Origin of the sequence: Microbacterium cremeum (assembly GCF_015277855.1) — a bacterium.
GTDB lineage: Bacteria > Actinomycetota > Actinomycetes > Actinomycetales > Microbacteriaceae > Microbacterium > Microbacterium cremeum.
The window spans coordinates 1,838,481-1,861,827 of the sequence record NZ_CP063812.1 but is presented as its reverse complement, the minus strand read 5'-3'; the positions used below and the strand labels follow the sequence as shown (position 1 = coordinate 1,861,827).

Sequence of the window (23,347 nt, the reverse complement as noted above, 5' to 3'; positions counted from 1 at the left end):
GGTGACGGATGCCGAGGCATCCGTCACCGCCTTGTCACCTGCTAGACGAACTCGATCTTCGCGTTCTCGTTGTTGAGGACGATCACCGGGGTGATCGCAGGATGACCCGCCGCACGGATCCGGGCGAGGTCGAAGCGCAGCAGCGGCGTGCCCTCACGCACGGACTGGCCCTTCTCGACGAGCGTCTCGAAGCCGTCGCCCTTCATCCCGACCGTGTCGATGCCGACGTGGATGAGCAGTTCGGTGCCGTCGCCGAGGACGAGGGCCACCGCGTGGCTGCTCTCGAACGTGGCGCCCACCGTCGCGTCCGCGGGAGCCCTCACGGTGTCGCCGGCCGGCTCGATCGCCACTCCCGGGCCCATGATCCCCTCACCGAACGTCGGGTCGGGCACCTCCGACAGCGGAACGACCCTGCCGGCGAGCGGCTGACGCATCCTGACCGTCGTGGAGGTGGCCGGGGCGGTGCGCACGCCCGCGCCGCCGGCATCGGCGGAGGCGGCGGCCGACGACGAGGCGACCTCGGGCGTCGCCCCCGCGGGCACGGTCGCCTCACCGGCCATGACCTTCTCCATCGCGTCCTTCACGAACTGCACGTTGAGGCCGTAGACCACCTGGACGGACTTTCCTCCCGGCTTCATCGTGCCCGCAGCGCCCGCTCGCTTGAGCGCGGTGTCGTCGACCTTCGACACGTCGGCGACCTCCATGCGCAATCGTGTCGCGCAGTTGTCGAGTTCGAGGATGTTGTCTTTGCCGCCGAGGCCGTCGATGAAGCGGTCCGCGGTCACGAGGTACTTCTCGTCGACGGAGCTGGTGTCGAACTCGGTGCCCTCGGCGAGGATGTCGTCGTCCTCGCGTCCTGGCGTCTTCAGGTTGAACCGCTTGATGAAGAAGTAGAAGACGACGAAGTAGATGCCGAACCAGAAGAGGCCCATCACCGGGATCAGCCAGGGATTCTGGGCCATCGGATTCATCCAGCCCAGCACGAGGTCGACGAAACCGCCCGAGAACCCGAAGCCCATCCGCACGGGAAGTATCTGACTGATCGCCATCGAGATGCCCGTGAAGACCGCGTGCACCAGGTACAGCACCGGCGCGAGGAACATGAAGGCGAACTCGAGCGGCTCGGTGACTCCCACGAAGAACGACGAGATGGCGCCTCCGAGGAGGATTCCGTACGCCAGCTTCTTGCGCGTCGTCCTGGCCGTCAGATACATCGCCAGAGCGGCGCCCGGCAGGCCGAACATCATGATCGGGAAGAAGCCCGTCATGTACTGGCCCGTGACTCCGTACGTGCCCGTTCCGTCGAGGAAGTTGTTGAGGTCGTTGATGCCGGCGACATCGAACCAGAACACCGAGTTGAGTGCGTGGTGCAGGCCGACCGGGATCAGCAGCCGGTTGAGGAAGCCGTAAATGCCGGTTCCGAAGGCGCCGAGCGTGACGATCCATTCGCCGAAGCCGACGAGAGCGGTGTACACGAAGGGCCAGACGAAGAACAGGATGATCGCCAGCACGAGCGAGAAGCCCGCCGTGACGATCGCGACCGAGCGCTTGCCCGAGAAGAACGACAGCGCGTCGGGCAGCTTGGTGTCTTTGAACCTGTTGTAGCACCACGCTCCGATCAGGCCGCAGATGATGCCGACGAACACGTTCTGCACCCGGAGGAACGCCGGGTCGACCTCATTGACATCGCCGACGCCCGTGAAGAGCATCACGGTCTCGGGCTTGAGCAGCGTCGTGACGACGAGCCACGACACGAGACCGGCCAGTGCCGAGGTGCCGTCGGACTTGTTCGCCATGCCGATCGAGATGCCGACCGCGAAGAGCAGGGCCATGTTCCCGAGCAGCGAACCGCCCGCCGCGTCGAGGAAGATCGAGACGAGGTTCGGACTCTTGCCGCCGTCGCTGATCCAGAATCCGATGCCCGACAGGATCGCCGCGACCGGCAGCACGGCCACCGGGAGCATGATCGATCTTCCGAGCCTCTGCAGGAACTTCATTGTTCGCCTCCGTGGGGAGTCAGGGACAGTGTGATGCCGAAGACGCTACACGGAACGCGAACCGCGCAGACAGGCAGCCCCCTCCGAAAGTAAGGATGGTGAACGAATTCTCACGCGGGCCGCGGTCGCGACACGGCGCTGTCGATGCTCGCCCCGCGGCGAGGGCTCTACGCTGGCGACATGACGGAGCTCACCGCACCGCCCCGCCTGCGCATCCGCTGGGGCTGGTTCACCGCCTGCATCGCCCTGGGCGCAGCGGGCATTCTCGCCGGCCTCGCCATCGCACCGCCGGAAGACCGCAGCACCTACGTCGCCGGCGTCCTCGGCGGAGCCAGCACGACGCTGCTCCTGGTGGGCATCGTGGTGCTGCTCGAGCGCCGCATCATCGACGCCGCCGTCCACGTGGTGCGCGATGCGGCAGAGGATGCCCGTGCTCGGTCGGATGCCCTGATGCGGGAGCAGGTTCGGGAGCTCGAGGATCGTCTCACAGCCATGTGGGCGATGACGGCGACCGCCGACGACGCCGCTCGTCACCGCGACGAGACGCGTCGCATGACGGATGACTTCGCCCGGCGCGTCGTCGACGAGTACACCGACGGAGCCGACCCGGCGTAATCCGAGTCCCGCCGCGGCCACTCAAGCAGCGACGGGACCCGGTCGGTAGGGCGGGTGGGACTTGAACCCACGATCGTCGGGTTATGAGCCCGCTGCCTTGACCAGCTTGGCCACCGCCCCTCGCACGTGCGTGCGCAGACGAGCCTACCCGCAGACGTCAGCGCTTTTCCGCGTCGTCCGCGGGATCTTTCACCGGCGGCTCGGGCCAGACCTTGGCGACGGCCTCGGTCACCCGGATCGAGCCGGTGCGCGGGTGCGCGGAATCCGTCGCTCCCCCGCTGCCACGCTTGATCGGGAGCTCCTGGCTGTCGCTGACGATCTGAGGATGGTGCCGCGCCAGCTGGAAGACGCCCCACACCGAGATCGCGCCTGCGACGCCGAACGCGATGTACACCCACAGCGGGGCTCCGGTGGCCTCCTGCAGCACCAGCAGGCCGATGAGGATCGCGACGAGCGGGTCGACGACCGTCAGTCCGGCCACGACGAGATCGGGCGGTCCGGAGGAGTATGCGGTCTGCACGAAGTAGGCGCCGACGATCGCGCTGAGGATGAGCGCGGCGAGGCACGTGAAGGTCAGCCAGTCGAAGTCACCGGTCTGCACGCGCACGATGACGACCTTGGCGAGCGTCGCGACGAAGCCGTAGATCACACCCGCGGCCGTGATGTAGAACAGCGGCCCGACGCGCTTGCGGAACCAGATCCACAGTCCGGCGAAGACGATGGTCACGACCCCGAGCAGCACCAGGATCGTGATGAGCTGGCCGTTCGAGACGGGCTTCTCGGTGGCGAACAGCGCCGCGATCGTGACGAAGAGGAAGATGCCGCCCACGCACGCCGCGATCGCGATGAGCGAGCGTTTCGTCGGGCGATGCCCGCTGATCTGAGCATTCAGGAGTGTCGTGATGACCAGCGCGATGGCGCCGAGGGGCTGCACGACGATGAGCGGCGCGAACGCGAGGGCCGACAGCTGACACACGATCGCCAGCCCCAGCATGAGCGTGCCGATGACCCACGACGGGCGCGAGAGCAGCTTCAGCAGCTGTCCGGCACCCAGGCCCTGGTTTCCGGTCGACCCGCTGAGCCGCTCGACCTTCGTGACGCCGCGGTGCTGGTACTGCGCGCCGAACGACATGAACACGGCCCCGAGGAGGGCGAGCGGGATCCCGATGAGGATGCCGGGGTTCTGGAACGCGCCGACGAGCTGGTCCCCGACGTCCTCGAGCTCTACCACGGTCCACACCACATGAAGACACTAGCCGCAGCCACCCCGGATAGGCTCGAGGCGTGGCCGTTCTCCCGATTCGCATCATGGGCGATCCCGTCCTCCACTCCCCCGCGTCGCCCGTCGAGGCGATCACCGACGAGGTCCGCGAGCTCGTCGCCGACATGTTCGAGACGATGGATGCCGCGCCCGGCGTCGGCCTGGCCGCCCCGCAGGTCGGCGTGCCGCTGCGCATCTACACGTATTCGTACGCCGACGACGACGGCAACCCGTGGCGCGGCGTGATCCTCAACCCCGAGCTGTGGATGCGCCCGGCCGAGCCCGGCGAACCCGATCCCGACGAGGAGTCCGAGGGGTGCCTGTCGTTCCCCGGCGAGCGGTTCCCGCTCCGCCGTTCCGACGAGGTGCTCGTGACGGGCACCGACCTCGATGGCGAGCCGGTGCGGATCCAGGTCGACGGGTGGCGGGCGCGCATCATGCAGCACGAGTTCGACCACCTCGACGGCGTGCTCTACGTCGACCGTCTCGGCGACAGCGACTGGAAGACGGTTCAGAAGATCGCCCGCAAGCGCGGCTGGGGTCGGCCTGGCCAGGCCTGGACCCCGGGGATCGACGACCTCGACGCCTGACGACACGCGCAGCGCACGAAGAAAGCCCCGAGGGTGGAGCCTCGGGGCTTTCGCTCCCCCACTTGGACTCGAACCAAGAACCTATCGGTTAACAGCCGATTGCTCTGCCAATTGAGCTATGGAGGAATGTCCGCGCTCTCGCGCGGGCAACCAGTCCATATTAGCAAAGCCCGCGGGGTGGTCATGACACCGCGGGCGGATGGTCACGACCCGACGAGCCGCCGGTCGGCCTCCGCGCTCGGTGTCCACAGCAGGTCGCGGGTGCCGTGCCCGTACGCGACGGCGTGGCCGCCGCGGAGCACGAGCACGTCGGCGTCGAGTTCGCGGACGACTTCCGCATCGTTCGTGACGACGAGCGCCGCCATGCCGAAGTCGTGACGACGGCGCAGGATCGCGTCGCGGACAGCCTTGCGCACCTCGACGTCGAGGTTCGCGAACGGCTCGTCGGCGATCAGCACGCGCGGCTGGAGCACGAGCGCCCGCGCGATGGCGACGCGCTGGCGCATTCCGGCGCTGAGCTCATAGGGATACTTGGCAGCCACGCCGAGCGGCAGCATCATCTCGTCGAGCAGCGCCGACACGCGAACAGCGAGAGCTCGCTGGTTCACGCGCCGGTCCCGGCTGGTGATGGGCTCGCCGATCACCTCGCCGACGGTGAGCCTCGCAGGCAGGCGCGCGCCCGCCGACTGCGGCAGGTGGCCGCAGTAGTAGGTGAGCAGGCGGTGCGCCCGCCCGGGACGGCGCACCGGGATCCCCTCGACGTGCGCCGTGCCGCCGACCACGGCGAGCCCGGACTCGTCAGCCCCGGCGAGGACGGCGGCGAGCGACGACTTGCCGGCGCCGGTGGGCCCCATGAGAGCGAGGGCGGCACGGTGCTCGAGCACGAATGACACGCCGTCGATGACTCGCGCCGTCGATCCGCCCCGCGCAACGCGCGCGATCGAGAGATCCGAGCAGTGGATCGCGACCTCAGCGTCTCGTCGTCGGGGCATGCCCTCATCCTGCCTTGCGGACGCCGCCGATACCAACGGTGCGGCGTGTCACGCCTCGTCGGCGAGGGTCCGTCGCTGCGCGTCCAGCTCGCGCAGCAGGATCCGGATGCGGCGCCCCTCCTCCGAGTCGGGGGGCACGCGCTGGATCGCGCCCAGCAGTTCGGCCTTCTCACGGTCGAGGGCCCTCATCACGAGCCGTCGCAGCAGGTCTCCGGCCGATGCCACCGCCGCGTCGTCGCTCAACGCGGGGAAGTCCCCGGCGAGCAGCTCCGCACCGAGTGTGCGGTACGGCTCGCGCACGGCATCGAGCGCGTCGATCGCCCATCCGGGCCGCTGCCGGTCGCCGGCGGCGCGCACGGCGCCGCGGACGGCGTCGAGGGCGGGGTGACGCATCGGCGGCTCGAGTGCCCGCTCGATCAGGGCTTGGTCGAGGCGGTGACCGAACTGCAGCACCCCCATGAGCGCGTCGCGCTCGAGGCCGGCCTCGGGCGTGCGCGGCAGGTCAGCAATCCCCACGCGTAGTCCGGACTCCGCACCCGGCGCCGGCGCCGACGCGGGCTGCGGACCGCTCTCCCGCCGCGAGGCGCCACCGCCGCGACCCGCGCGATCGACCTCGCGTCTCACGTCCTCGGTGTCCATCCCGAGCCGCCGGGCCAGCACGCGGACGTACTCGGGCTGCAGCAGCGGGTCGCGCAGTTCGGCGACCACGGGGGCTGCGGACCGCAGTGCCCCGACGCGGCCCTCGACGCTCGCGAGGTCGTACCCCGAGATGCGCTGGTCGAGCACGAATTCGACCATCGGTACCTTGGTCTCGACCAGGGCGCGCACGGCGCCGTCGCCGCGGGCGAGGCGCAGGTCGCAGGGATCGAGTCCTTCGGGGCCGGTCGCGACGTACGTCTGGGCGTTGAACCGCTTGGCATCGGCGAACGCCCGCAGCGCTGCCTTCTGGCCTGCGGCATCCGGATCGAAGGTGAACACCACTTCGCCCGAGGTCGAGTCGTCGCCCATCACCCGGCGGAGCACCGTGATGTGGTCCGAGCCGAACGCGGTGCCGCACGTCGCGACGGCCGTCGTGATGCCGGCCAGGTGGCACGCCATGACGTCGGTGTAGCCCTCGACCACGACGACGCGGTGCTCGCGCGAGATGTCGCGCTTGGCGAGATCGAGCCCGTAAAGCACCTGGGCCTTCTTGTAGATCGTCGTCTCGGGCGTGTTGAGGTACTTGGGACCCTGGTCGTCGTCGAAGAGCTTCCGTGCGCCGAACCCGATCACCTGACCGGTGACGTCGCGGATCGGCCACACGAGCCGGCCACGGAACCGGTCGTAGACGCCGCGCTGCCCTTGCGACACCAGGCCCGCCGAGCTGAGCTCCTCGTCGCTGAATCCCTGCGATCTCAGCGCCGCGAGCATCGACGACCAGCCCTTGGGCGCGTAGCCGACCCCGAAGTGCGCGGCGGCGCCGGCGTCGAAGCCACGCTGCCCGAGGAACCGCCGGGCGGTGTCGGCCTCCGATGAGGTCAGCTGTCCGCGGAAGAACTCCGCCGCCGCCGCGTTGGCGGCGTACAGCCGGGCGCGTCCGCTGTGCTCGGGGGCCGCGCCGCCGTCCTCGTAGTGCAGCGTGTACCCGATGCGCGAAGCGAGCCGCTCGACCGCCTCGGTGAACGAGACGTGATCCATCGCCCGCAGGAACGAGTACACATCGCCGGACTCGCCGCAGCCGAAGCAGTGATAGAACCCCGCCTGGGGGCGCACGTTGAAGCTCGGACTGCGCTCGTCGTGGAACGGGCACAATCCCTTCATCGAGCCGACGCCCGCCGACTTCAGGGCGACCCGCTCGCCGATGATGTCGGCGATGTTCGTCCGCGCCTTCACCTCGTCGACGTCGGCCTGACGGATCCGCCCTGCCATCAGCGGCCCTCGCGCGATCGCGCGTCGACGGGCCGTGCGCCCGGAGCCCAGATGCCGACGGATGCCGCATCCACCGGCGCGATGAGGGCGCCGTGCCACGCGATCGCGAGCTGATCGGTGAGGCTCGCGACCTGGTCGACGACGACACGCCGGCGTGCGGCATCCGTCTCGGCTGCGGCGAAGTCCTGGCCGTGCAGCGGATCGAGCGCCTCGGGTCGCTCCCACAACGCCGTCGCGAGCCGCTTGAGCAGGCGGCGCTGCTCCTTGTACAGATCTTTGCGACCCTCGATCGAGACGACGGCGGCGCCGATGATGCCCTTGAGCACCGCCATCTCGGCCTCCACGACGCGCGGCACCACGAGGTGGCCGCGGTAGCGCGTGAGCACGCTCGCCGCATACGCCTCGCGCGTGGCCGTCGTCGCGGCTCGCGCGAAACGCCCGATCAGGTCGGACGTGAGGTTCTTCAGGCGCGCGAGGTCCGCGCGCGTGCCGTCGAAGCCGTCGATCCACTCCGGGATGCGGGTCAGCCGGAACAGCGCGTCCTCGAGCTCGTCGCGGGCGAAGTCGAACCCGACCCACGACTGGATCGCGGTGACCAGTGCATCGTGCTCGCCCGCGTCGGCGAGTCGCGCAGGGTCGAGGTAGCCGTTGACGATGGCGTCCTCGAAGTCATGCACCGAATAGGCGATGTCGTCCGAGAGGTCCATCACCTCGGCCTCGATGCACCGCACGCGCCCCGGTGCGTCCTCGCGCAGCCACCGGAAGACCGGCTCGTCGTCCGGGTACACGCCGAACTTCAGCCGCCCTCCCGGATCCGGCAGCGGGTGATCCGAGGTCCACGGGTACTTGCACGACGCGTCGAGGCTGGCGCGCGTGAGGTTCAGGCCGAAGCTGCGTCCGTCGTCGATCACCTTGGGCTCGAGCCGGGTGAGGATCCGCAGCGTCTGGGCGTTCCCCTCGAAGCCCCCGATGTCTTCGGACCACTCGTTCAGCGCGCGCTCGCCGTTGTGGCCGAACGGCGGGTGGCCGAGGTCGTGGCTCAGGCAGGCGGTGTCGACGACGTCGGCCGCGAGATCGAGCGCCGTGGCGAGCTCACGCCCCACCTGGGCGACCTCGAGCGAGTGCGTCAGCCGATTGCGAGCGAAGTCGGCGGGGCTGGCGGGGCTGAGCACCTGCGTCTTCGCAGCGAGGCGCCGCAGTGCCGCCGAGTGAAGCACCCGCGCCCGGTCCCGCGCGAAGTCGTCGCGCTGCGACCGGTGGTGCTCGGCATGGAAGCGGGCGGCATCCGCGTCGTCGTAACCGGTGGGACGGTCGGACGAGCCGACGAGGTCACCCACCACTGTGGTCGAGTTCCGCTTCGGCGAGGGCGCACGATGCCTCGGCCCCGAGCTCGCGGGAATCCAGCCACCCGTCAGGCAGTGCCGGGCGCTTCGGGCTGCCGGCGCGCCCGCGCTGGCCCTCTGCCGCGGCGCCCGGGTAGGGGGCGTCGAGTTCCATCGTGGCGAGGAGCGCGTCGATCTCGTCGAGGCTCGAGACGGTCGCGAGCTTCGCGCGCAGGTCGCCGCCCACCGGGTACCCCTTGAAGTACCACGCGACGTGCTTGCGGATGTCGCGGCATCCGCGGCCCTCGTCCTCGAAGAACTCCACGAGCAGCTCCGCGTGCCGCCGGAAGGCCCGGGCGACGAAGCCGAGCGTCGCGTCGACGGGCTGACCCGGGGCCGCGCCGGGCGAGCCGAGGGCCCGGGCGAGATCACCGAACAGCCACGGCCGGCCGAGGCATCCGCGTCCGACGACCACGCCGTCGCAGCCGGTCTCGACCATCATGCGCACGGCGTCGTCGGCGGACCAGATGTCGCCGTTGCCGAGCACCGGGATGCTGGTGACCGTCTCCTTGAGCTTCGCGATCGCCGACCAGTCCGCCTCGCCCGAGTAGAACTCGGAGGCCGTGCGGGCGTGCAGGGCGACGGCCGCGACGCCGGCATCCTCCGCGATGCGCCCGGCGTCGAGGTAGGTCAGGTGGTCGGCGTCGATGCCCTTGCGCATCTTCACCGTCAACGGCACATCGCCGGCGGCGCGCGCGGCACGCGTGACGATGTCGCGGAACAGGCCGATCTTCCACGGCAGCGCGGCGCCTCCGCCCTTGCGCGTCACCTTCGGGACCGGGCAGCCGAAGTTCAGGTCGATGTGATCGGCGCGATCCTCCTCGACGAGGAGGCGCACCGCAGCCTCGGTGGTCGCCGGGTCGACCCCGTACAGCTGGATGGAGCGCGGCGTCTCGGACTCATGGTGCGTGATGAGCCGCATCGTCGTCGCGTTGCGCTCCACCAGGGCACGCGTCGTGATCATCTCGCTGACGTAGAGGCCGGCGCCGTACTCGCGACACAGTCGCCGGAATGCCGTGTTGGTGATCCCCGCCATCGGCGCGAGCACGACCGGCGCGTCGAGGTCGATGGGCCCGATGCGGAGGGTCCGCGCGGGCGCGAGAGCAGTGGTCACGAGTTCATTCTCCCAGAGGAATCCGGCGCTTCGCTGAATCGGAGGGCATAGCCTGGGGATATGACCGAGGCGACCACGACCGACCTGCGCGAGATCCCCTTCCAGACTGCCGACGGAGGCACCGCGACGCTGTCCGACTACGCGGGCAACGTCCTGCTCGTCGTGAATGTGGCGTCCCGGTGCGGGCTCACGCCGCAGTACGAGCAGCTCGAGCAGCTGCAGCGCGCCTACGCCGACCGCGGCTTCACGGTGCTGGGATTCCCCTGCAACCAGTTCATGGGGCAGGAGCCGGGCTCGATCGACGACATCCTCGAGTACTGCTCCACGACGTGGGGGGTGACGTTCCCCGTGTTCGACAAGGTCAACGTCAACGGCGGCAAGGCCGCCCCGCTCTACAAGGAGCTCAAGCGGACGCGCGACGCGGACGGCAAGAAGGGCCGGGTCGGGTGGAACTTCGAGAAGTTCGTGATCACCCCCGAGGGCTCGGTTCACCGGTTCCGTTCCAAGGTCAAGCCCGACGACCCCGCGATCGTCGAGGTCATCGAGGCGCACCTGCCGCGCTGACGCCGCCGGTCAGCCCGCGGCCGTCACCGGCTCGCGGTGCTCGGCCCACACCTGGCGGACGATCTGCGCGAACGCCTCTGCAGGCTGCGCACCCGACACGCCGTACTTTCCGTCGATCACGAAGAACGGCACGCCGTTGATCCCGTAAGCCGCCGCCTGCGCCTGATCGGCGCGCACCGCGTCGAGGAACCGGCCGCTGCGCAGCGCCTCGCGTGCCGCGTCGGCGTCGAGTCCGGCATCCGTCGCCAGCTCCACGAGCTCGTCCTCGCGGCCGAGGTGGCGGCCCTCGGTGAAGTACGCCGACATCAGGCGCTCGGTGAGCTCGCGCTGACGCCCCTGCTCCTTCGCGAAGTGCAGCAGCTCGTGCGCCTTCACGGTGTTCGTGTGCTGGAGGATGTCGAACCGGTACTCCAGGCCCGCCTCGGCGGCGACGCCGGTGACGCGCTCCAGCATCTGCTGCGCCTGCGTGGCGGAGATCCCCTTGTGCGTGGCCAGGTACTCGGCCTCGCCGCCCTCGAAATCGACGGGTGTGTCGGGCGACAGCTCGAACGAGTGGAACGTCACCTCGACTGCGGGGGCGTCGTCATCAGCGGATGCCTCGGCCAGTCCCTTCTCGAGATTCCGCTTGCCGATGTAGCACCAGGGGCAGGCGATGTCGCTCCACACGTCGATCTTGATGGCATCCGTCATGCTGAGGGCAACCGCGAATGCCGCTCCTCGTATTCCATCGACCGCCGCGCGAGCACGGCGGCGAGGAAGAAGCACACCGCGCCCACGAACGTGCCCACGTTCACCCAGCGCATGTCGAAGACCTCCGCCGTCGCCGGGAGGACGTACGCGCCGACGGCCGAGAAGCCGAACGCGACGGATCCGGCCATGTTGAGCCACGTGCCGTGAGCGGTCCTGGCGTCGGGATCCCACAGCTCGTGGCGCCGGTAGGCCGCCACGAGGGCTGCGGCGCTCGAGAGGAGGAACGCCGCCGACCCCCAGGCATCCGGAACCCAGCCCGTCGACGCGGTCGACGACTGCTGAAGGGCGCCCACCAGCACCGCGCCGGTACTGACGTTGAACAGGAGCGTTCCGAGGAACTGCACCGCCGCCGACCACCAGTCGGCGAACTCAGCCGGCGATGACGAGCGATGCGGCGGACGCCGGCCGCTCAGTGCCAGCTGGATGAACGCCGCCAGCGTGAAGAAGACCGAACCGGCGAAGAACGTCGCCGCGTCCCATACCGCGCCGACGGCGTCGGCGTACCAGGGGACGACACCGAGCGCGAAGAACAGCGATCCGATGGCGAATCCCCAGGACTCGCGCCGCAGTCTCGTGGTTCGGGCTCGGGGTGTGCGCATCGCGTGCTTCGCGGTCGGTGTCGTACTCGGGTCTCGCGGTTCAGTGGTGGAAGGAACCTGCTTCCTCCTCCGTCATGGGCACCGTGATCGGATGCCGGTCGAAGTGCGCGATCGCGGCGCGGTAGTCGTCCATGAGAAGCGACGCCTCATCACGACTGAATCCGACGCGCACGAGGATGCGCTGGACGGCGAGGTCCTCGCGGTCGGCCGGCATCGTGTACGCGGGCACCTGCCATCCACGGGCGCGCAGGCGGTCGGCGAGATCGAACAGGGTGAACGGATGCTCGACGCCCTCCTTCAGCTTCCACGACACCGCGGGGATGCCGGCTTCGGGGCTTCCGTCATTGATGATCTCGAAGTGCTCGAGCTTGCCGATCTCGGCGGCGAGGAACATCGCGGTGTCGTAGCAGGACTGGTGGACCTTGCGATAGCCCTCCTTCCCGAGCCGGACGAAGTTGTAGTACTGGGCGACGATCTGGCCGCCGGGTCGCGAGAAGTTCAGCGCGAACGTCGGCATGTTCCCGCCGAGGTAGTTCACGTTGAAGATCAGGTCCTCGGGCAGGTTCTCGGCGTCCCGCCACACGATCCAGCCGACGCCGAGCGGAGCGAGCCCGAACTTGTGGCCGGAGGTGTTGATCGACTTGACGCGGGGCAGCCGGAAGTCCCACACGATGTCGGGGGCGGTGAACGGCGCAAGGAAGCCGCCGCTCGCACCGTCGACGTGGATCGGGATGTCGAGACCGGTCTCGGCCTGGAGCTTGTCGAGCGCCTCGCTCACCGCCTGCACGGGTTCGAACCCACCGGTGAAGGTGACGCCCAGCGTCGGCACGACGCCGATCGTGTTCTCGTCGACCCGCTTCAGGACCTCGTCGGGGGTCATCAGCAGGCGGTCGCCCTCCATGGGGATCTCACGGAGCTCGACATCCCAGTAGCGGGCGAACTTGTGCCAGCACACCTGCACCGGCCCCGAGATGAGGTTCGGCTTGTCGGTCGGCTTGCCCGCCGCCCGCCGCCGAGCACGCCAGTTCCACAGCAGCGCCATGCCACCGAGCATCGCCGCCTCGCTCGATCCGGTCGTGGAGGTGCCGAGCGTGTTCACCGCGTCGGGCGAGTTCCACAGGTCGGCGAGCATGTGCACGCAGCGCGCTTCGATCGCCGCGGTCTGCGGGTACTCGTCCTTGTCGACCATGTTCTTGTCGAGGGTCTCGTTCATGAGCTGACGGACCTCTGGCTCCAGCCAGGTCTGGCAGAACGTGGCCAGGTTCTGGCGCGAGTTGCCGTCCATCATGAGCTCGTCCGAGACGACCTGGTACGCGTGGCGGGCGAGATGCTCGGTCTCGGGGATCCGGTACTTCGGCATCGAGATCGACAGATCCGACGACGCGAAGACCTCGTCGAGCAGCTCGTCCCTGATGGATTCCCGCTTGTGCAGCATGGCTCTCCTTCCGCGCCGCGCCTCCCAGGCGCCGGCGACGCTCGAGGCCACGCTACGAGAATGCGCGGGGTGTCGTCATCCCGCGATCTGAGTGATGTGAGACGCGACCGAGAGTCTCACCCGCGCGCGGGTTCGTCAACCGCTCCGCCGAACCGGCGTTCGCGGCCGAGGTACAGGTCGATGCCGTGCCAGAGATCCTGACGCGTGAAGTCGGGCCACAGCGTGTCGAGGAAGACGAACTCCGCATAGGCCGACTCCCACAGCAGGAAGTTCGACGTGCGCTGCTCGCCGCTGGAGCGGAGGAACAGGTCGACGTCGGGCATGTCGGGGCGGTAGAGCCGCCGCTGGATGAGCTTCTCCGATACGGCGGACGGTCTCAGCCTCCCCGCCGCGACATCATCGGCGATCGAGCGCATCGCGTCGACGAGTTCGATGCGGCCGCCGTAGTTGACGCACATGGTGAGCGTCAGCACGTCGTTGCCGGCGGTGAGTCGCTCGGCGAACTGCAGCTCCTTGATGACGCTCGACCACAGGCGCGGCTTGCGGCCGGCCCACTGGATGCGCACGCCCCACTCGTTGAGCTGATCGCGCCGCCGGTGCAGGACGTCGCGGTTGTAGCCCATCAGGAACCGCACTTCGTCGGGCGATCGAGACCAGTTCTCGGTGGAGAACGCGTAGACCGACAGATGCTTGACGCCGGCCTGGATCGCGCCGGCCACCACGTCCAGCAGCGCGGCCTCGCCCGCCTTGTGGCCCTCGATGCGGGTCAACCCGCGGCGGTTCGCCCAGCGGCCGTTGCCGTCCATGACGATCGCGACATGGTTCGGCACCGTCCCGGGGTCGTACGCGGGCGGGTACACCCCGGTCCAGTCAAGCGGCCGGTAGGGCACGGCATCGCGATGCGTGTACGGCTTCGGGGTCACCGGGCGCCCTCCTGCGGTGCGGACGAGACATGGGAGAGCGAGCGGATGCCGCGCTCGAGGTGCCATTGGGCGTACGCGGCGATGAGGCCCGAGGCGGCCGCGGTCGAGCCCGGTGCCGCGGCATCCACCCTGTCCCACTCCCCCGCCATGAGCGACTGCAGCAGCGAGACCGTCGCGGTGTCGATGCGTGCCGCACCGGTGGGTGCGCAGTCGCCGCAGACGATGCCGCCCTGCTGCGCGACGAACGTGTCGTGCGGGCCTGCGCGTCCGCAGCGCGCGCACTCCGAGAGACCGGGAGCCCAGCCCGACAGCGCCATCGCCCGCAGCAGATACGAGTCGAGCACGCTGCGCGCGGCGTGCTCTCCGCGCGACAGGGCCCGCAGTCCGCCGACGAGGAGGAGGTACTGCTGCGGTGTCGCCTCGGCCTCGTTGAGTCTGTCGGCGGCCTCGACCATGGCGTGCGCGGCGGTGTATCGGTCGTAGTGCACGGCGATGTCGGCCCCGTATGAGCCGAGCGATTCGGCCTGCTGCACGATGTCGAGCGATCGTCCTCGGTAGAGCTGCACGTCGGCGACCATGAACGGCTCGAGCCGCGCGCCGAACCGCGAGGATGTGCGGCGCACGCCCTTGGCCACCGCGCGGAGCTTGCCGTGGCGACGGCTCAGCATCGTCACGATCCTGTCGGCTTCCCCCAGCTTGTGGGTTCGCAGGACCACGACCTCGTCGCGGTAGGTGGGCACCACCCAATTATCGCTGTGCCTGCCCGCCCGGGGGCGACCCCACGCGGCAGCGGCGGCGGTCTCCGCCCCGTCGGCGTGTGCTGGTGAACCGGGAAGTGCTAGGGGTTCATTATGTACACTATTCACTATGTCGGGCACGCACATTCTCGATCGGCTCCTCGCGATCTCACAGCTGCTGGAAGCAGACCAGGCGACCGAGCTCGACCGCCGAGGGCTGACGACGGCCCGCACGCACCTGCTCTGGGTGCTGTACCACGGCGGACCGGCCACGCAGATCCAGCTGGCTGAGGCGATCGGCGTCACGCCGCGCAACGTCACCGCGCTCGTCGACGCACTCGACGCCACCGGGTTCGCGCGCCGCGAGCCGCATCCGACCGACCGCCGCGCGGTGCTCGTGCACCTCACCGAACGTGGGCTGTCGATCATGGAGACGATGGATGCCGAGCACACCGCGCTCGGCAGCGATCTGGTCGCGGGTCTCGACGCCGACACCGTCGCCACGGTGGCGCGCGCCCTCGAGCACATCCAGGGCCGGCTCGCCGAGCTGATCGCCGACCATGCGGCCCGCGAGGACGAGCGGGCGGCCCTCGGATGAGCGTGGCGGCCGAAACGGCGCCTGCGCGCGGACACTCGATCGCACGCCTGGCTCGCGCGGCCTGGCGCGCAGAGGTCGGGATCTGGCTGAGCCTGTACCGGTGGGCGTTGCGGCGGCCGCGCGTCCCCGCCGGAGCCTCCGGGTTCTCGTACCACTCCCCCGTGCTCACGATCCTCGTGATCTTCATCGTCCTCTCGGCGGTGGAGCTGCCGATCATCGACCTCATCGTCCACCCGTGGCCCTGGCTGCGGATCCCGCTGCTCGCACTCGGCATCTGGGGCCTCACGTGGATGATCGGGTTCCTCCTCGGCTTCCTCACGCGCCCGCACGCGGTCGGTCCGGACGGCATCCGCGCCCGGCTCGGGACCCACCTGGACGTCGACCTGCCGTGGGACGTCATCGCCTCCGTCGAGCGGTCGCGCGACGTCACCGAGAAGGCGCCGAAGATCAGAGACGAGCCGCACGGCCGCACGCTCGCGATCCGCATCGCCAACGAGACGAACGTGCTCGTCATCCTCGAGCGGCCCGTGCGCACCCGACTCGGTACCGACGAGGTCGAGATCGACGCCGTGCGGCTGTGGGCCGACGATCTCGACGGCTTCCTCGACGCGGTGCGCACCCACATCCCGTGACACCCGCCACCGGTGCGGCGCACGCGACAATGGGAAGGTGAACGAGCAGACCTTCGTGATCCCGCTGTGGGCGGATCTGATCGCCGTCGGGCTCGGCGGCATCCAGGGCGCCCTCTTCGCGTCCGGCTTCCGCGGTCAGCGGCGCCTCGACCTCCTCGGGGTCGCCATCATCGGGATCGTCGTCGGCATGGGCGGCGGACTCATCCGCGACCTGCTGCTGAACGTCACGCCGACGACCTTGCAGAGCAACTGGTATCTGCTCACCGCGACGGGCGCTGCCCTGTTCGGGATGCTGCTGGCCGGCGTGTTCCAGCGGCTCAACGCCGTCATCGTCGGCCTCGACGCACTCGTCATCGGGCTCTTCGGCGCCTTCGGCACCAGCAAGGCTCTCGTGCTCGGGATGCCCCTGGTGCCGGCCGTCTTCGTCGGCGTCTGCTCCGCCGTCGGCGGCGCGATCCTGCGCGACATGATCATGGGGCTGCCCGTCGCGATCATGCACGTCGGCTCGCTCTACGCCGTCGCCGCCGGCGTCGGCTGCCTCGTGCTCGCGACCGCGCACGAGCTCGGCGCGGATGTCGTCGTGGCCGCCGCCATCGGGATCGCGGTGACCGCCGTCATCCGTCTGCTCGCGGTCATCTTCGACATCTCGCTGCCCGAGCAGCGCGCGCTGTACCGCCGCAAGGTCGCCGTCGAGACATCGACGATCCCGATCGTCAAGTCCTGAAGCGCCCGGCGCCCTCGCCGCCGACGCCATCACCGCACCGGACGAGCGAGGTCGGCGCTCCGGCGGGTGCGTGCAGGGATCGCACGCGCCCGCCGGACGGCGCCGGGAGCTGCTCGTCAGACTCCGGCGAGGGCCCCGGAGCGCTCCCGCGTGCGGATCGCGCGGTTCACGCCCGAAACGATCGCCTTCAGCGACGCGGTCGAGATATCGCCGTCGATGCCGACGCCCCACAGCCGCTCGCCATCGACCTGCAGCTCGACGTAGGCGGCGGCCTGCGCGTCGCCGCCCGCGCTCAGCGCGTGCTCGACGTAGTCGTAGAGCGTCACATCGAAGCCCTGCGCGCGGACGACTTCGAGGAACGCCGCGACCGGACCGTTGCCGTGGCCGGATGCCTCGTATTGCTCGTCGCCGTCACGCAGCGTGACGTCCAACGCGACGTCGCCCGACATGTCGCTGCGGGTGCTCGTGGCGAGCAGCTCGAAACGGCCCCAGCGGTCGCCCGAGACCACAGACGGCAGGTACTCGTCGGTGAAGATCGCCCAGATCTGGTCGCTGGTCACCTCGCCGCCCTCGGCATCCGTCTTCGCCTGCACGACGCCCGAGAACTCGATCTGGAGCCTGCGGGGCAGGTCGAGCGCGTGGTCGGTCTTGAGCAGGTAGGCGACACCGCCCTTGCCGGACTGCGAGTTGACGCGGATGACCGCCTCGTACGAGCGTCCGAGGTCTTTCGGGTCGATCGGCAGGTAGGGCACGCCCCACTCGATGTCGTCGACCGTCACGCCCGCCTCGGCGGCGCGCGCCGCCATCGCCTCGAAGCCCTTCTTGATGGCGTCCTGGTGCGAGCCGCTGAATGCCGTGAAGACGAGATCGCCCGCCCACGGGCTGCGCTCGTGAACCGGAAGCTGGTTGCAGTACTCGACCGTCCGCTTCACCTGGTCGACGTCGCTGAAGTCGATCTGCGGGTCGATGCCCTGCGTCAGCAGGTTGATGCCGAGCGCCACCAGGTCGACGTTGCCGGTGCGCTCGCCGTTGCCGAAGAGGCATCCTTCGATGCGGTCGGCGCCCGCCAGGTAGCCGAGTTCGGCCGCCGCGATCGCGGTTCCGCGGTCGTTGTGCGGGTGCAGCGAGAGGATCACGTTCTCGCGATGGTTCAGGTGACGGCTCATCCACTCGATGGAATCGGCGTAGACGTTCGGCGTCGCCATCTCGACCGTGGCCGGCAGGTTGATGATGACCTTCCGGTCGGGAGTGGGTTCGAACACGTCGAGCACCTGGTTGCACACGTCGACCGCGAACTCGAGCTCGGTGCCGGTGTAGCTCTCCGGCGAGTACTCGTAGAACACCTCGGTGCCGGGGACGCGCTTCTCGAACTCACGGCACAGCCGCGCTCCCTCGAGGGCGATGTCGATGATGCCCTGCTTGTCGGTCCGGAACACGACCTCCCGCTGCAGCACGCTCGTGGAGTTGTACAGGTGGACGATCGCGCGCTTGGCGCCCGCGATCGACTCGAACGTGCGCTCGATGAGGTGTGCGCGGGCCTGTGTCAGCACCTGGATCGTGACGTCGTCGGGGATGAGGTCGTCTTCGATCAGCTGCCGGACGAAGTCGAAGTCGGTCTGACTCGCCGACGGGAAGCCGACCTCGATCTCCTTGTAGCCCATGCTCACGAGCAAATCGAACATGACGCGCTTGCGCTCGGGACTCATCGGGTCGATGAGCGCCTGGTTGCCGTCGCGCAGGTCGACTGCACACCATCGGGGTGCGGTCGTGATGCGGTTGTCGGGCCAGGTGCGATCGGGCAGATTCACCGAGATCTGCTCGTGGAACGGCCGATACTTGTGGATCGGCATGCCGGACGGCTGCTGGGTGTTCTTCATGAGTGGTCGCTTCCGTTGTGATCCTCGATCGATGCGAGATCGAGGCTGGCTGAGAGCCAGATGTGCGGGCCAACGAGAAGCTCCGCGACGAGGAAGGCCCTAGAACGAGGTCTCGTCGCGGCGGCTAAGAAGGAGAAGCGAGCCAGCGCGCATGGTCCGATGGTAGCAGGGTGTCGCGAATCAGGGCGAGACGATCCTCCTTCGCGCGACACTTTCCGGGTATGAGCCGTCGTCATCGCCGATCTCCGGGTCTCGCCCTGCTCGCACTCGCCACCCTCGTGCTGGCCGGATGCGCGACGCCGTCCGCCTCGGATGCGCCTCCTGGGGCATCGCTCGGGTCGCTGTACCCAGCACCGCCCGAGGAAGAGGTCGTGGGCGTCGGCACGGTGATGGACGTCGGGGGCTCCGTCGAGCTGTGCCTCGGCCCGGTCGCCGAGTCCTACCCTCCCCAGTGCTCCGGGCTTCCCGTCCAGGGGTGGACGTGGGACGGCGTGGAGGGGTCCGAGAGCTCGGGCGACACCACCTGGGGCGCCTATGCCGTGCAGGGGACGTACGACGGCGAGTCGTTCACCGTGACGCGGCCGCCCATCATGCTGGCGCTGTACGACCCGATGATGATCGAGGACCCGACGGGCGGCGTGCCGGGCACCGCCGACGAGGCGACCCTCCTGCGCATCCAGGAGGAGCTGCCGGCGGCGCTGGGCTCTTCGTACCTGAGCTCCTCACCCCAGGACGGCCGGCTGTGGGTCGACGTGGTCTGGGACGACGGGACGTGGCAGCGGGCGGCCGACGACGACTTCGGCGCGGACGTCGTCGTGATCCGGTCCGCGCTGCGCGAGACGGCCGGCTGACGCCGCCGCGCCGTCGATCAGAATCCGAGGCGCCCCAGCTGCTTGGGGTCGCGCTGCCATTCCTTGGCGACGCGCACGTGCAGCGAGAGGAACACCCGCCGACCGAGCAGAGGCTCGATGCCCGCACGGGCACGCGCTCCGACATCGCGAAGACGCGACCCCTTGTGCCCGATGATGATCGCCTTCTGGCTGTCGCGCTCGACCACCACATCGGCGTAGACGTCGGTGAGATCCGAGTCCTCGCGCGGCGCGATGTCCTGCACGACGACGGCGATCGAGTGCGGAAGCTCGTCGCGGACGCCGTCGAGTGCGGCCTCGCGGATGATCTCGGCGATGCGGTCCTCCGTCGACTCGTCGGTGACGATGCCGTCCGGGTAGAGCGCGGGACCCTGGGGCATCAGCGACAGCAGCTCATCGCTCAGCACGTCCAGCTGGTCGCGGGTCAGCGCCGACAGCGGGATGACGGCGGCCCAGTCCTCGCGGAGCTGGTCGACCTCGATGAGGCGCTCGGTGATCTGCTCGCGGGTGGCGGCATCCGTCTTGGTCACGATGGCGACCTTCTTCGCACGCGCGTAGCCGTCGAGCGACTCCGCGATGCGGCGGTCGCCCGGGCCGACCTTCTCGGTGGCGGGCACGCAGAACCCGATGACATCCACATCGCCGAGCACCTGCTCGACCAGGTCGTTGAGCCGCTGCCCGAGGAGCGTGCGCGGCTTGTGGAGTCCAGGCGTGTCGACGATCACCAGCTGCCCGCCGGGACGATTCAGGATGCCCCGGATCGCGCGCCGCGTCGTCTGCGGCTTGTCGCTCGTGATCGCGACCTTCTCGCCGACGAGGGCGTTGGTGAGCGTGGACTTGCCGACGTTGGGCCGGCCGACGAACGTGACGAATCCGGACCGCCCCTCGGCAGCCTCGGTGACGGGCTCGGTCATGGGGTGTCCTCCTTCTTCGGGACGCGGGTCTCACCGGTGCGCGTCCCCACCGTGCGGATCTCGCCCGTCCGCGGCCCGCGACGGGGCTCCGGCGGCGAGGCACCGCGCTCGACGAACACCGTCGAGATGCCGCGGCCGCGACCGCGGGACGCGCCGCCGGTGAGTACGAGACCGGCGTACTCGGCGGTGGCGCCGGGCTGCGGCACGCGCCCGAGCGCCTTGCCGAGGAGGCCGCCGATCGAGTCGACATCCTCGTCCTCCAGCTCGAGGCCGAACAGATCGCCCACCGCGTCGAGTCCGAGTCGCGCGCTCACGCGGTAGTGCCCGGGCTCCAGCTCGGTCACCTCGTCGCCACGCGGGTCGTATTCGTCCGAGATGTCTCCGACGAGCTCCTCGATGAGATCCTCGAGCGTCACCAGGCCCGACACTCCGCCGTACTCGTCGATGACGAGGCACACGTGGACGGCCTCCCGCTTCATCTGCTGCAGGAGCGTCTCGGCCTTCATGGACTCCGGCACGAACACGGCAGGGCGCGCGATCCTCGTGATCGGCGCGTCGCGCCAGCCCGACTCGTCACGGAACGCGAACTGCACGAGATCCTTGAGGTACAGCACGCCGACCACGTCGTCGGCGTCGTCGTCGACGACCGGCACGCGCGACACGCCCTTGTCGAGGAACGTCGCCATGGCATCGCGGGTCGAGGCCGAGGCATCCATCGTCACCATGTCGGTGCGCGGCACCATGACGGCGCGCACGAACGTGTCGGTGAAATCGAACACCGAGTGGATGAGCTCCCGGTCGTCCTGCTCGATGAGCTCGTTCTCGGCCGCCTCGTCGATGATGCTCAGCAGCTGCTCCTCGGACGCGAATGATGCACCCCGCGTCGCGCCGGGAGTGATGCGCGTGCCGAGGGCGACGAGCCCGTGGGCGAGGGGTCCGAGCAGGATGCGCACGCCGCGGATGACGGGGGCCGACCCGCGAAGGAGAGCCTTCGAATAGAGGCGTCCGACCGTCCGCGGGCTCGCGCCCACGACGACGTACGAGACACCGGTCATGAGGATCGCCGCCGCGAGCATCGCCCACCAGATGCTGTCGAACAGGTCCACGAACGCCACGGTCACGAGGACCGCCGCCGAGGTCTCGGCCAGCACGCGGATGAACAGGACCGCGTTGGCATGCGCTTCGGGGTCGGCGGCGATGCGCTGCAGCGAGACGGTGTTGCGGCCGCCGGCGCCGAGCTCGGCGAGGTCGGCGCGCGACGTCACGCCCAGAGCGGCGTCGATGGCGACCATCAGGGCGCCGAACGCGAGCAGCAGCGCCGCCGCGACGAGCAGGAGGGCAGCGGTCATGTGCGCGGTCGGCGCCGCTCGGCGGCCTGGAACGACGTGATGAGCTCCCGCTGGAGCCCGAACATCTCACGCTCTTCCTCGGGCTCGGCGTGGTCGTACCCGAGCAGGTGCAGGAGCCCGTGGGTCGTCAGCAGGATCAGCTCGTCCATCGTGCTGTGCCGGGCGGCGGCGGCCTGCGTCTCGGCGACCTGAGGGCACAGGACGATGTCGCCGAGCAGACCCGGCGGCGTGGGGGTGTCCTCGGTGCCGGGCCGCAGCTCGTCCATCGGGAAGCTCAGCACGTCGGTCGGGCCGGGCTCGTCCATCCACTGCACGTGCAGCGCCTCCATGGCGCCCTCGTCGACCAGCAGGATCGCGACGTCGGCCTCCGGGCTCACATGCAGTTCGGCGAGGTTGTGCTCCATGAGCCGCAGGAGCACCGTCTCGTCGACGTCGATGCCCGACTCGTTCCCGATCTCGATGGTCATGAGCGTCCTCGCTTCGGAAGGTGATCCCGCGGTCCCGCCGGGCGCGCCGTCGAGCGGCGTTCGGCGCGATTGGCGAACTCGGTCGCCTCGTCGCGTTCGCGACGCGCGGCCAGCCGGCGTTCGTCGTATTCGCTGTACGCGTCGACGATGCGCCCGACGAGGGTGTGCCGCACCACGTCGTCGCTGGTGAGGTAGGCGAAGTGGATGTCGTCGATGCTGTTGAGCACACGGGTCACCAGGCGCAGCCCCGATGCCCCCTGCGGCAGGTCGATCTGGGTGATGTCGCCGGTCACCACCATCCGCGTGCCGAAGCCCAGACGCGTGAGGAACATCTTCATCTGCTCGGGCGTGGTGTTCTGCGCCTCGTCGAGCACGACGAACGAGTCGTTCAGCGTGCGTCCGCGCATGTAGGCCAGCGGCGCGACCTCGATTGTTCCCGTCGCCATGAGCTTGGGAACCAGCTCGGGATCCATCATCTCGTTGAGAGCGTCGTAGAGCGGCCGCAGATACGGGTCGATCTTGTCGGTGAGCGTCCCCGGCAGGAACCCCAGCCGCTCCCCCGCCTCGACGGCAGGGCGGGTCAGGATGATGCGGCTGACCTCCTTGCGTTGCAGCGCCTGGATGGCCTTCGCCATGGCGAGGTAGGTCTTCCCGGTTCCGGCCGGGCCGATCCCGAACACGATGGTGTTCTCTTCGATCGCGTCGACGTACGCCTTCTGACCGAGCGTCTTCGGACGGATCACCTTGCCACGGGATGAGAGGATCGCCTCGCCCAGCACCTCGGACGGGCGTGGACCGCCTTCGCTGCGGAGGATCCGGTTCGACGAGGCGACGTCCTCCTCGCCCAGCGCGTGTCCTGCCTTCGTCATGGCGAGGAGCTCGCCCACGAGCGTGCGCGCGGCGGCGACGGCCGCCGGCTCACCGCTCAGGGTGATCTCGTTGCCGCGCACGTGCACGTCCACGTCCGGATGCTCGCGCTCCACGACGCGCAGCAGACGATCCTGCGGGCCGAGCAGCTGGACCATCGCGACGCCGTCGGCGTACACGCGT

General features: G+C 69.4%; 23 protein-coding genes and 2 tRNA genes. 7 read left to right on the top strand and 18 right to left on the bottom strand.

The features are described from left to right. Positions 1 to 41: 41 nt before the first annotated feature. A complete protein-coding gene (gene nagE, locus IM778_RS08410) occupies positions 42 to 1,997 on the bottom strand; it encodes an N-acetylglucosamine-specific PTS transporter subunit IIBC (RefSeq protein WP_194411555.1) in 1,956 nt (651 codons plus the stop codon). A 180-nt stretch (positions 1,998 to 2,177) separates the two neighbouring features. On the opposite strand from nagE, the gene IM778_RS08405 reads away from it, so the two are divergent. Next, complete coding sequence (locus tag IM778_RS08405) at positions 2,178 to 2,612, top strand: hypothetical protein (protein ID WP_194411554.1); 435 nt, start codon at positions 2,178 to 2,180, stop codon at positions 2,610 to 2,612. Between the two features lie 46 nt (positions 2,613 to 2,658). Here the strand turns inward: IM778_RS08405 and IM778_RS08400 are convergent. Both IM778_RS08400 and IM778_RS08395 read right to left on the bottom strand, forming a co-directional pair. Then, positions 2,659 to 2,732: transfer RNA gene (locus IM778_RS08400), tRNA-Ile, on the bottom strand. A 37-nt stretch (positions 2,733 to 2,769) separates the two neighbouring features. Further along, entirely contained in the window at positions 2,770 to 3,855 is a 1,086-nt protein-coding gene (locus IM778_RS08395) for a DMT family transporter (RefSeq protein WP_194411553.1), read from the bottom strand. A gap of 41 nt (positions 3,856 to 3,896) precedes the next feature. On the opposite strand from IM778_RS08395, the gene def reads away from it, so the two are divergent. Continuing rightward, on the top strand, positions 3,897 to 4,463 hold the full coding sequence (def, locus tag IM778_RS08390; protein WP_194411552.1) for a peptide deformylase: 567 nt from the start codon (positions 3,897 to 3,899) through the stop codon (positions 4,461 to 4,463). A 53-nt stretch (positions 4,464 to 4,516) separates the two neighbouring features. On the opposite strand, the gene IM778_RS08385 is transcribed toward def, so the two are convergent. The 5 genes from IM778_RS08385 to dusB all read right to left on the bottom strand — a co-directional run bounded on the left by IM778_RS08385 (position 4,517) and on the right by dusB (position 9,859). Next, positions 4,517 to 4,589 (bottom strand) — tRNA-Asn (locus tag IM778_RS08385). 77 nt (positions 4,590 to 4,666) lie between these two features. Beyond that, positions 4,667 to 5,455, bottom strand: coding sequence for an ATP-binding cassette domain-containing protein (locus IM778_RS08380; RefSeq protein WP_194411551.1), 789 nt, complete (start codon positions 5,453 to 5,455; stop codon positions 4,667 to 4,669). A 48-nt stretch (positions 5,456 to 5,503) separates the two neighbouring features. Beyond that, positions 5,504 to 7,363 carry a DNA primase gene (gene dnaG / locus IM778_RS08375; RefSeq protein WP_194411550.1) on the bottom strand — a complete coding sequence of 620 codons (1,860 nt, stop codon included), beginning with the start codon at positions 7,361 to 7,363 and terminating at the stop codon, positions 5,504 to 5,506. After that, complete coding sequence (locus IM778_RS08370) at positions 7,363 to 8,703, bottom strand: deoxyguanosinetriphosphate triphosphohydrolase (RefSeq protein WP_194411549.1); 1,341 nt, start codon at positions 8,701 to 8,703, stop codon at positions 7,363 to 7,365. Before IM778_RS08370 ends, dnaG begins: the two co-directional genes overlap by 1 nt. Then, on the bottom strand, positions 8,693 to 9,859 hold the full coding sequence (gene dusB, locus IM778_RS08365; RefSeq protein WP_194411548.1) for a tRNA dihydrouridine synthase DusB: 1,167 nt from the start codon (positions 9,857 to 9,859) through the stop codon (positions 8,693 to 8,695). Before dusB ends, IM778_RS08370 begins: the two co-directional genes overlap by 11 nt. A gap of 60 nt (positions 9,860 to 9,919) precedes the next feature. Between dusB and IM778_RS08360 the strand changes: the two genes are divergently transcribed. Beyond that, positions 9,920 to 10,423 (top strand): glutathione peroxidase, encoded by a 504-nt coding sequence (locus IM778_RS08360; RefSeq protein ID WP_194411547.1) that lies wholly within the window; start codon positions 9,920 to 9,922, stop codon positions 10,421 to 10,423. A 9-nt stretch (positions 10,424 to 10,432) separates the two neighbouring features. Here IM778_RS08360 and IM778_RS08355 read toward each other — a convergent pair whose 3' ends face one another. The 5 genes from IM778_RS08355 to recO all read right to left on the bottom strand — a co-directional run bounded on the left by IM778_RS08355 (position 10,433) and on the right by recO (position 14,870). Next, positions 10,433 to 11,113, bottom strand: a complete 681-nt coding sequence (locus IM778_RS08355) for a DsbA family oxidoreductase (RefSeq protein ID WP_194411546.1) — start codon at positions 11,111 to 11,113, stop codon at positions 10,433 to 10,435. Further along, complete coding sequence (locus tag IM778_RS08350) at positions 11,110 to 11,772, bottom strand: hypothetical protein (RefSeq protein WP_194411545.1); 663 nt, start codon at positions 11,770 to 11,772, stop codon at positions 11,110 to 11,112. Before IM778_RS08350 ends, IM778_RS08355 begins: the two co-directional genes overlap by 4 nt. Before the next feature lie 40 nt (positions 11,773 to 11,812). Beyond that, positions 11,813 to 13,207: a glutamate decarboxylase gene (gene gad / locus IM778_RS08345; RefSeq protein ID WP_194411544.1), complete on the bottom strand. Its 1,395-nt coding sequence runs from the start codon at positions 13,205 to 13,207 to the stop codon at positions 11,813 to 11,815. Positions 13,208 to 13,323: 116 nt separating this feature from the next. Then, positions 13,324 to 14,130: an isoprenyl transferase gene (locus IM778_RS08340; RefSeq protein WP_194411543.1), complete on the bottom strand. Its 807-nt coding sequence runs from the start codon at positions 14,128 to 14,130 to the stop codon at positions 13,324 to 13,326. Next, on the bottom strand, positions 14,127 to 14,870 hold the full coding sequence (gene recO / locus IM778_RS08335; protein ID WP_194411542.1) for a DNA repair protein RecO: 744 nt from the start codon (positions 14,868 to 14,870) through the stop codon (positions 14,127 to 14,129). Before recO ends, IM778_RS08340 begins: the two co-directional genes overlap by 4 nt. Before the next feature lie 127 nt (positions 14,871 to 14,997). On the opposite strand from recO, the gene IM778_RS08330 reads away from it, so the two are divergent. From IM778_RS08330 to IM778_RS08320, 3 genes are read left to right on the top strand one after another with little or no spacing between them, the layout of a single operon-like run. Beyond that, the gene (locus tag IM778_RS08330; RefSeq protein ID WP_194411541.1) at positions 14,998 to 15,465 is read left to right on the top strand and encodes a MarR family winged helix-turn-helix transcriptional regulator; all 468 of its coding nucleotides are present in this window, start codon (positions 14,998 to 15,000) and stop codon (positions 15,463 to 15,465) included. Between the two features lie 2 nt (positions 15,466 to 15,467). After that, positions 15,468 to 16,097 carry a hypothetical protein gene (locus IM778_RS08325; RefSeq protein WP_420488848.1) on the top strand — a complete coding sequence of 210 codons (630 nt, stop codon included), beginning with the start codon at positions 15,468 to 15,470 and terminating at the stop codon, positions 16,095 to 16,097. A gap of 37 nt (positions 16,098 to 16,134) precedes the next feature. Beyond that, positions 16,135 to 16,821 carry a trimeric intracellular cation channel family protein gene (locus IM778_RS08320; protein ID WP_194411539.1) on the top strand — a complete coding sequence of 229 codons (687 nt, stop codon included), beginning with the start codon at positions 16,135 to 16,137 and terminating at the stop codon, positions 16,819 to 16,821. Positions 16,822 to 16,937: 116 nt separating this feature from the next. Here IM778_RS08320 and leuA read toward each other — a convergent pair whose 3' ends face one another. Beyond that, positions 16,938 to 18,698, bottom strand: coding sequence for a 2-isopropylmalate synthase (leuA, locus tag IM778_RS08315; protein ID WP_194411538.1), 1,761 nt, complete (start codon positions 18,696 to 18,698; stop codon positions 16,938 to 16,940). Between the two features lie 221 nt (positions 18,699 to 18,919). Between leuA and IM778_RS08310 the strand changes: the two genes are divergently transcribed. Next, on the top strand, positions 18,920 to 19,549 hold the full coding sequence (locus IM778_RS08310) for a hypothetical protein (RefSeq protein WP_194411537.1): 630 nt from the start codon (positions 18,920 to 18,922) through the stop codon (positions 19,547 to 19,549). A 17-nt stretch (positions 19,550 to 19,566) separates the two neighbouring features. On the opposite strand, the gene era is transcribed toward IM778_RS08310, so the two are convergent. Genes era through IM778_RS08290 form a run of 4 tightly spaced genes read right to left on the bottom strand, consistent with a single transcriptional unit; the run spans position 19,567 to position 23,322 of the window. Further along, positions 19,567 to 20,481 carry a GTPase Era gene (gene era / locus IM778_RS08305; RefSeq protein WP_194411536.1) on the bottom strand — a complete coding sequence of 305 codons (915 nt, stop codon included), beginning with the start codon at positions 20,479 to 20,481 and terminating at the stop codon, positions 19,567 to 19,569. Continuing rightward, positions 20,478 to 21,830: a hemolysin family protein gene (locus IM778_RS08300; protein ID WP_194411535.1), complete on the bottom strand. Its 1,353-nt coding sequence runs from the start codon at positions 21,828 to 21,830 to the stop codon at positions 20,478 to 20,480. The genes era and IM778_RS08300 overlap by 4 nt, the downstream gene beginning before the upstream one ends. After that, positions 21,827 to 22,297 (bottom strand): rRNA maturation RNase YbeY, encoded by a 471-nt coding sequence (ybeY, locus tag IM778_RS08295; RefSeq protein ID WP_194411534.1) that lies wholly within the window; start codon positions 22,295 to 22,297, stop codon positions 21,827 to 21,829. Before ybeY ends, IM778_RS08300 begins: the two co-directional genes overlap by 4 nt. After that, positions 22,294 to 23,322, bottom strand: a complete 1,029-nt coding sequence (locus IM778_RS08290; protein WP_228484835.1) for a PhoH family protein — start codon at positions 23,320 to 23,322, stop codon at positions 22,294 to 22,296. The genes ybeY and IM778_RS08290 overlap by 4 nt, the downstream gene beginning before the upstream one ends. Positions 23,323 to 23,347 lie beyond the last annotated feature (25 nt).

Coding starts and splice junctions, on each gene's coding strand:
- IM778_RS08330 (WP_194411541.1), top strand. CDS start 14,998: ATGTCGGGCACGCACATTCTCGATCGGCTCCTCGCGATCTCACAGCTG.
- leuA (WP_194411538.1), bottom strand. CDS start 18,698: ATGAAGAACACCCAGCAGCCGTCCGGCATGCCGATCCACAAGTATCGG.
- era (WP_194411536.1), bottom strand. CDS start 20,481: ATGACCGAGCCCGTCACCGAGGCTGCCGAGGGGCGGTCCGGATTCGTC.
- gad (WP_194411544.1), bottom strand. CDS start 13,207: ATGCTGCACAAGCGGGAATCCATCAGGGACGAGCTGCTCGACGAGGTC.
- IM778_RS08380 (WP_194411551.1), bottom strand. CDS start 5,455: ATGCCCCGACGACGAGACGCTGAGGTCGCGATCCACTGCTCGGATCTC.
- IM778_RS08350 (WP_194411545.1), bottom strand. CDS start 11,772: ATGCGCACACCCCGAGCCCGAACCACGAGACTGCGGCGCGAGTCCTGG.
- IM778_RS08405 (WP_194411554.1), top strand. CDS start 2,178: ATGACGGAGCTCACCGCACCGCCCCGCCTGCGCATCCGCTGGGGCTGG.
- IM778_RS08290 (WP_228484835.1), bottom strand. CDS start 23,322: ATGGTCCAGCTGCTCGGCCCGCAGGATCGTCTGCTGCGCGTCGTGGAG.
- dnaG (WP_194411550.1), bottom strand. CDS start 7,363: ATGGCAGGGCGGATCCGTCAGGCCGACGTCGACGAGGTGAAGGCGCGG.
- IM778_RS08355 (WP_194411546.1), bottom strand. CDS start 11,113: ATGACGGATGCCATCAAGATCGACGTGTGGAGCGACATCGCCTGCCCC.
- nagE (WP_194411555.1), bottom strand. CDS start 1,997: ATGAAGTTCCTGCAGAGGCTCGGAAGATCGATCATGCTCCCGGTGGCC.
- IM778_RS08360 (WP_194411547.1), top strand. CDS start 9,920: ATGACCGAGGCGACCACGACCGACCTGCGCGAGATCCCCTTCCAGACT.
- IM778_RS08300 (WP_194411535.1), bottom strand. CDS start 21,830: ATGACCGCTGCCCTCCTGCTCGTCGCGGCGGCGCTGCTGCTCGCGTTC.
- ybeY (WP_194411534.1), bottom strand. CDS start 22,297: ATGACCATCGAGATCGGGAACGAGTCGGGCATCGACGTCGACGAGACG.
- IM778_RS08310 (WP_194411537.1), top strand. CDS start 18,920: ATGAGCCGTCGTCATCGCCGATCTCCGGGTCTCGCCCTGCTCGCACTC.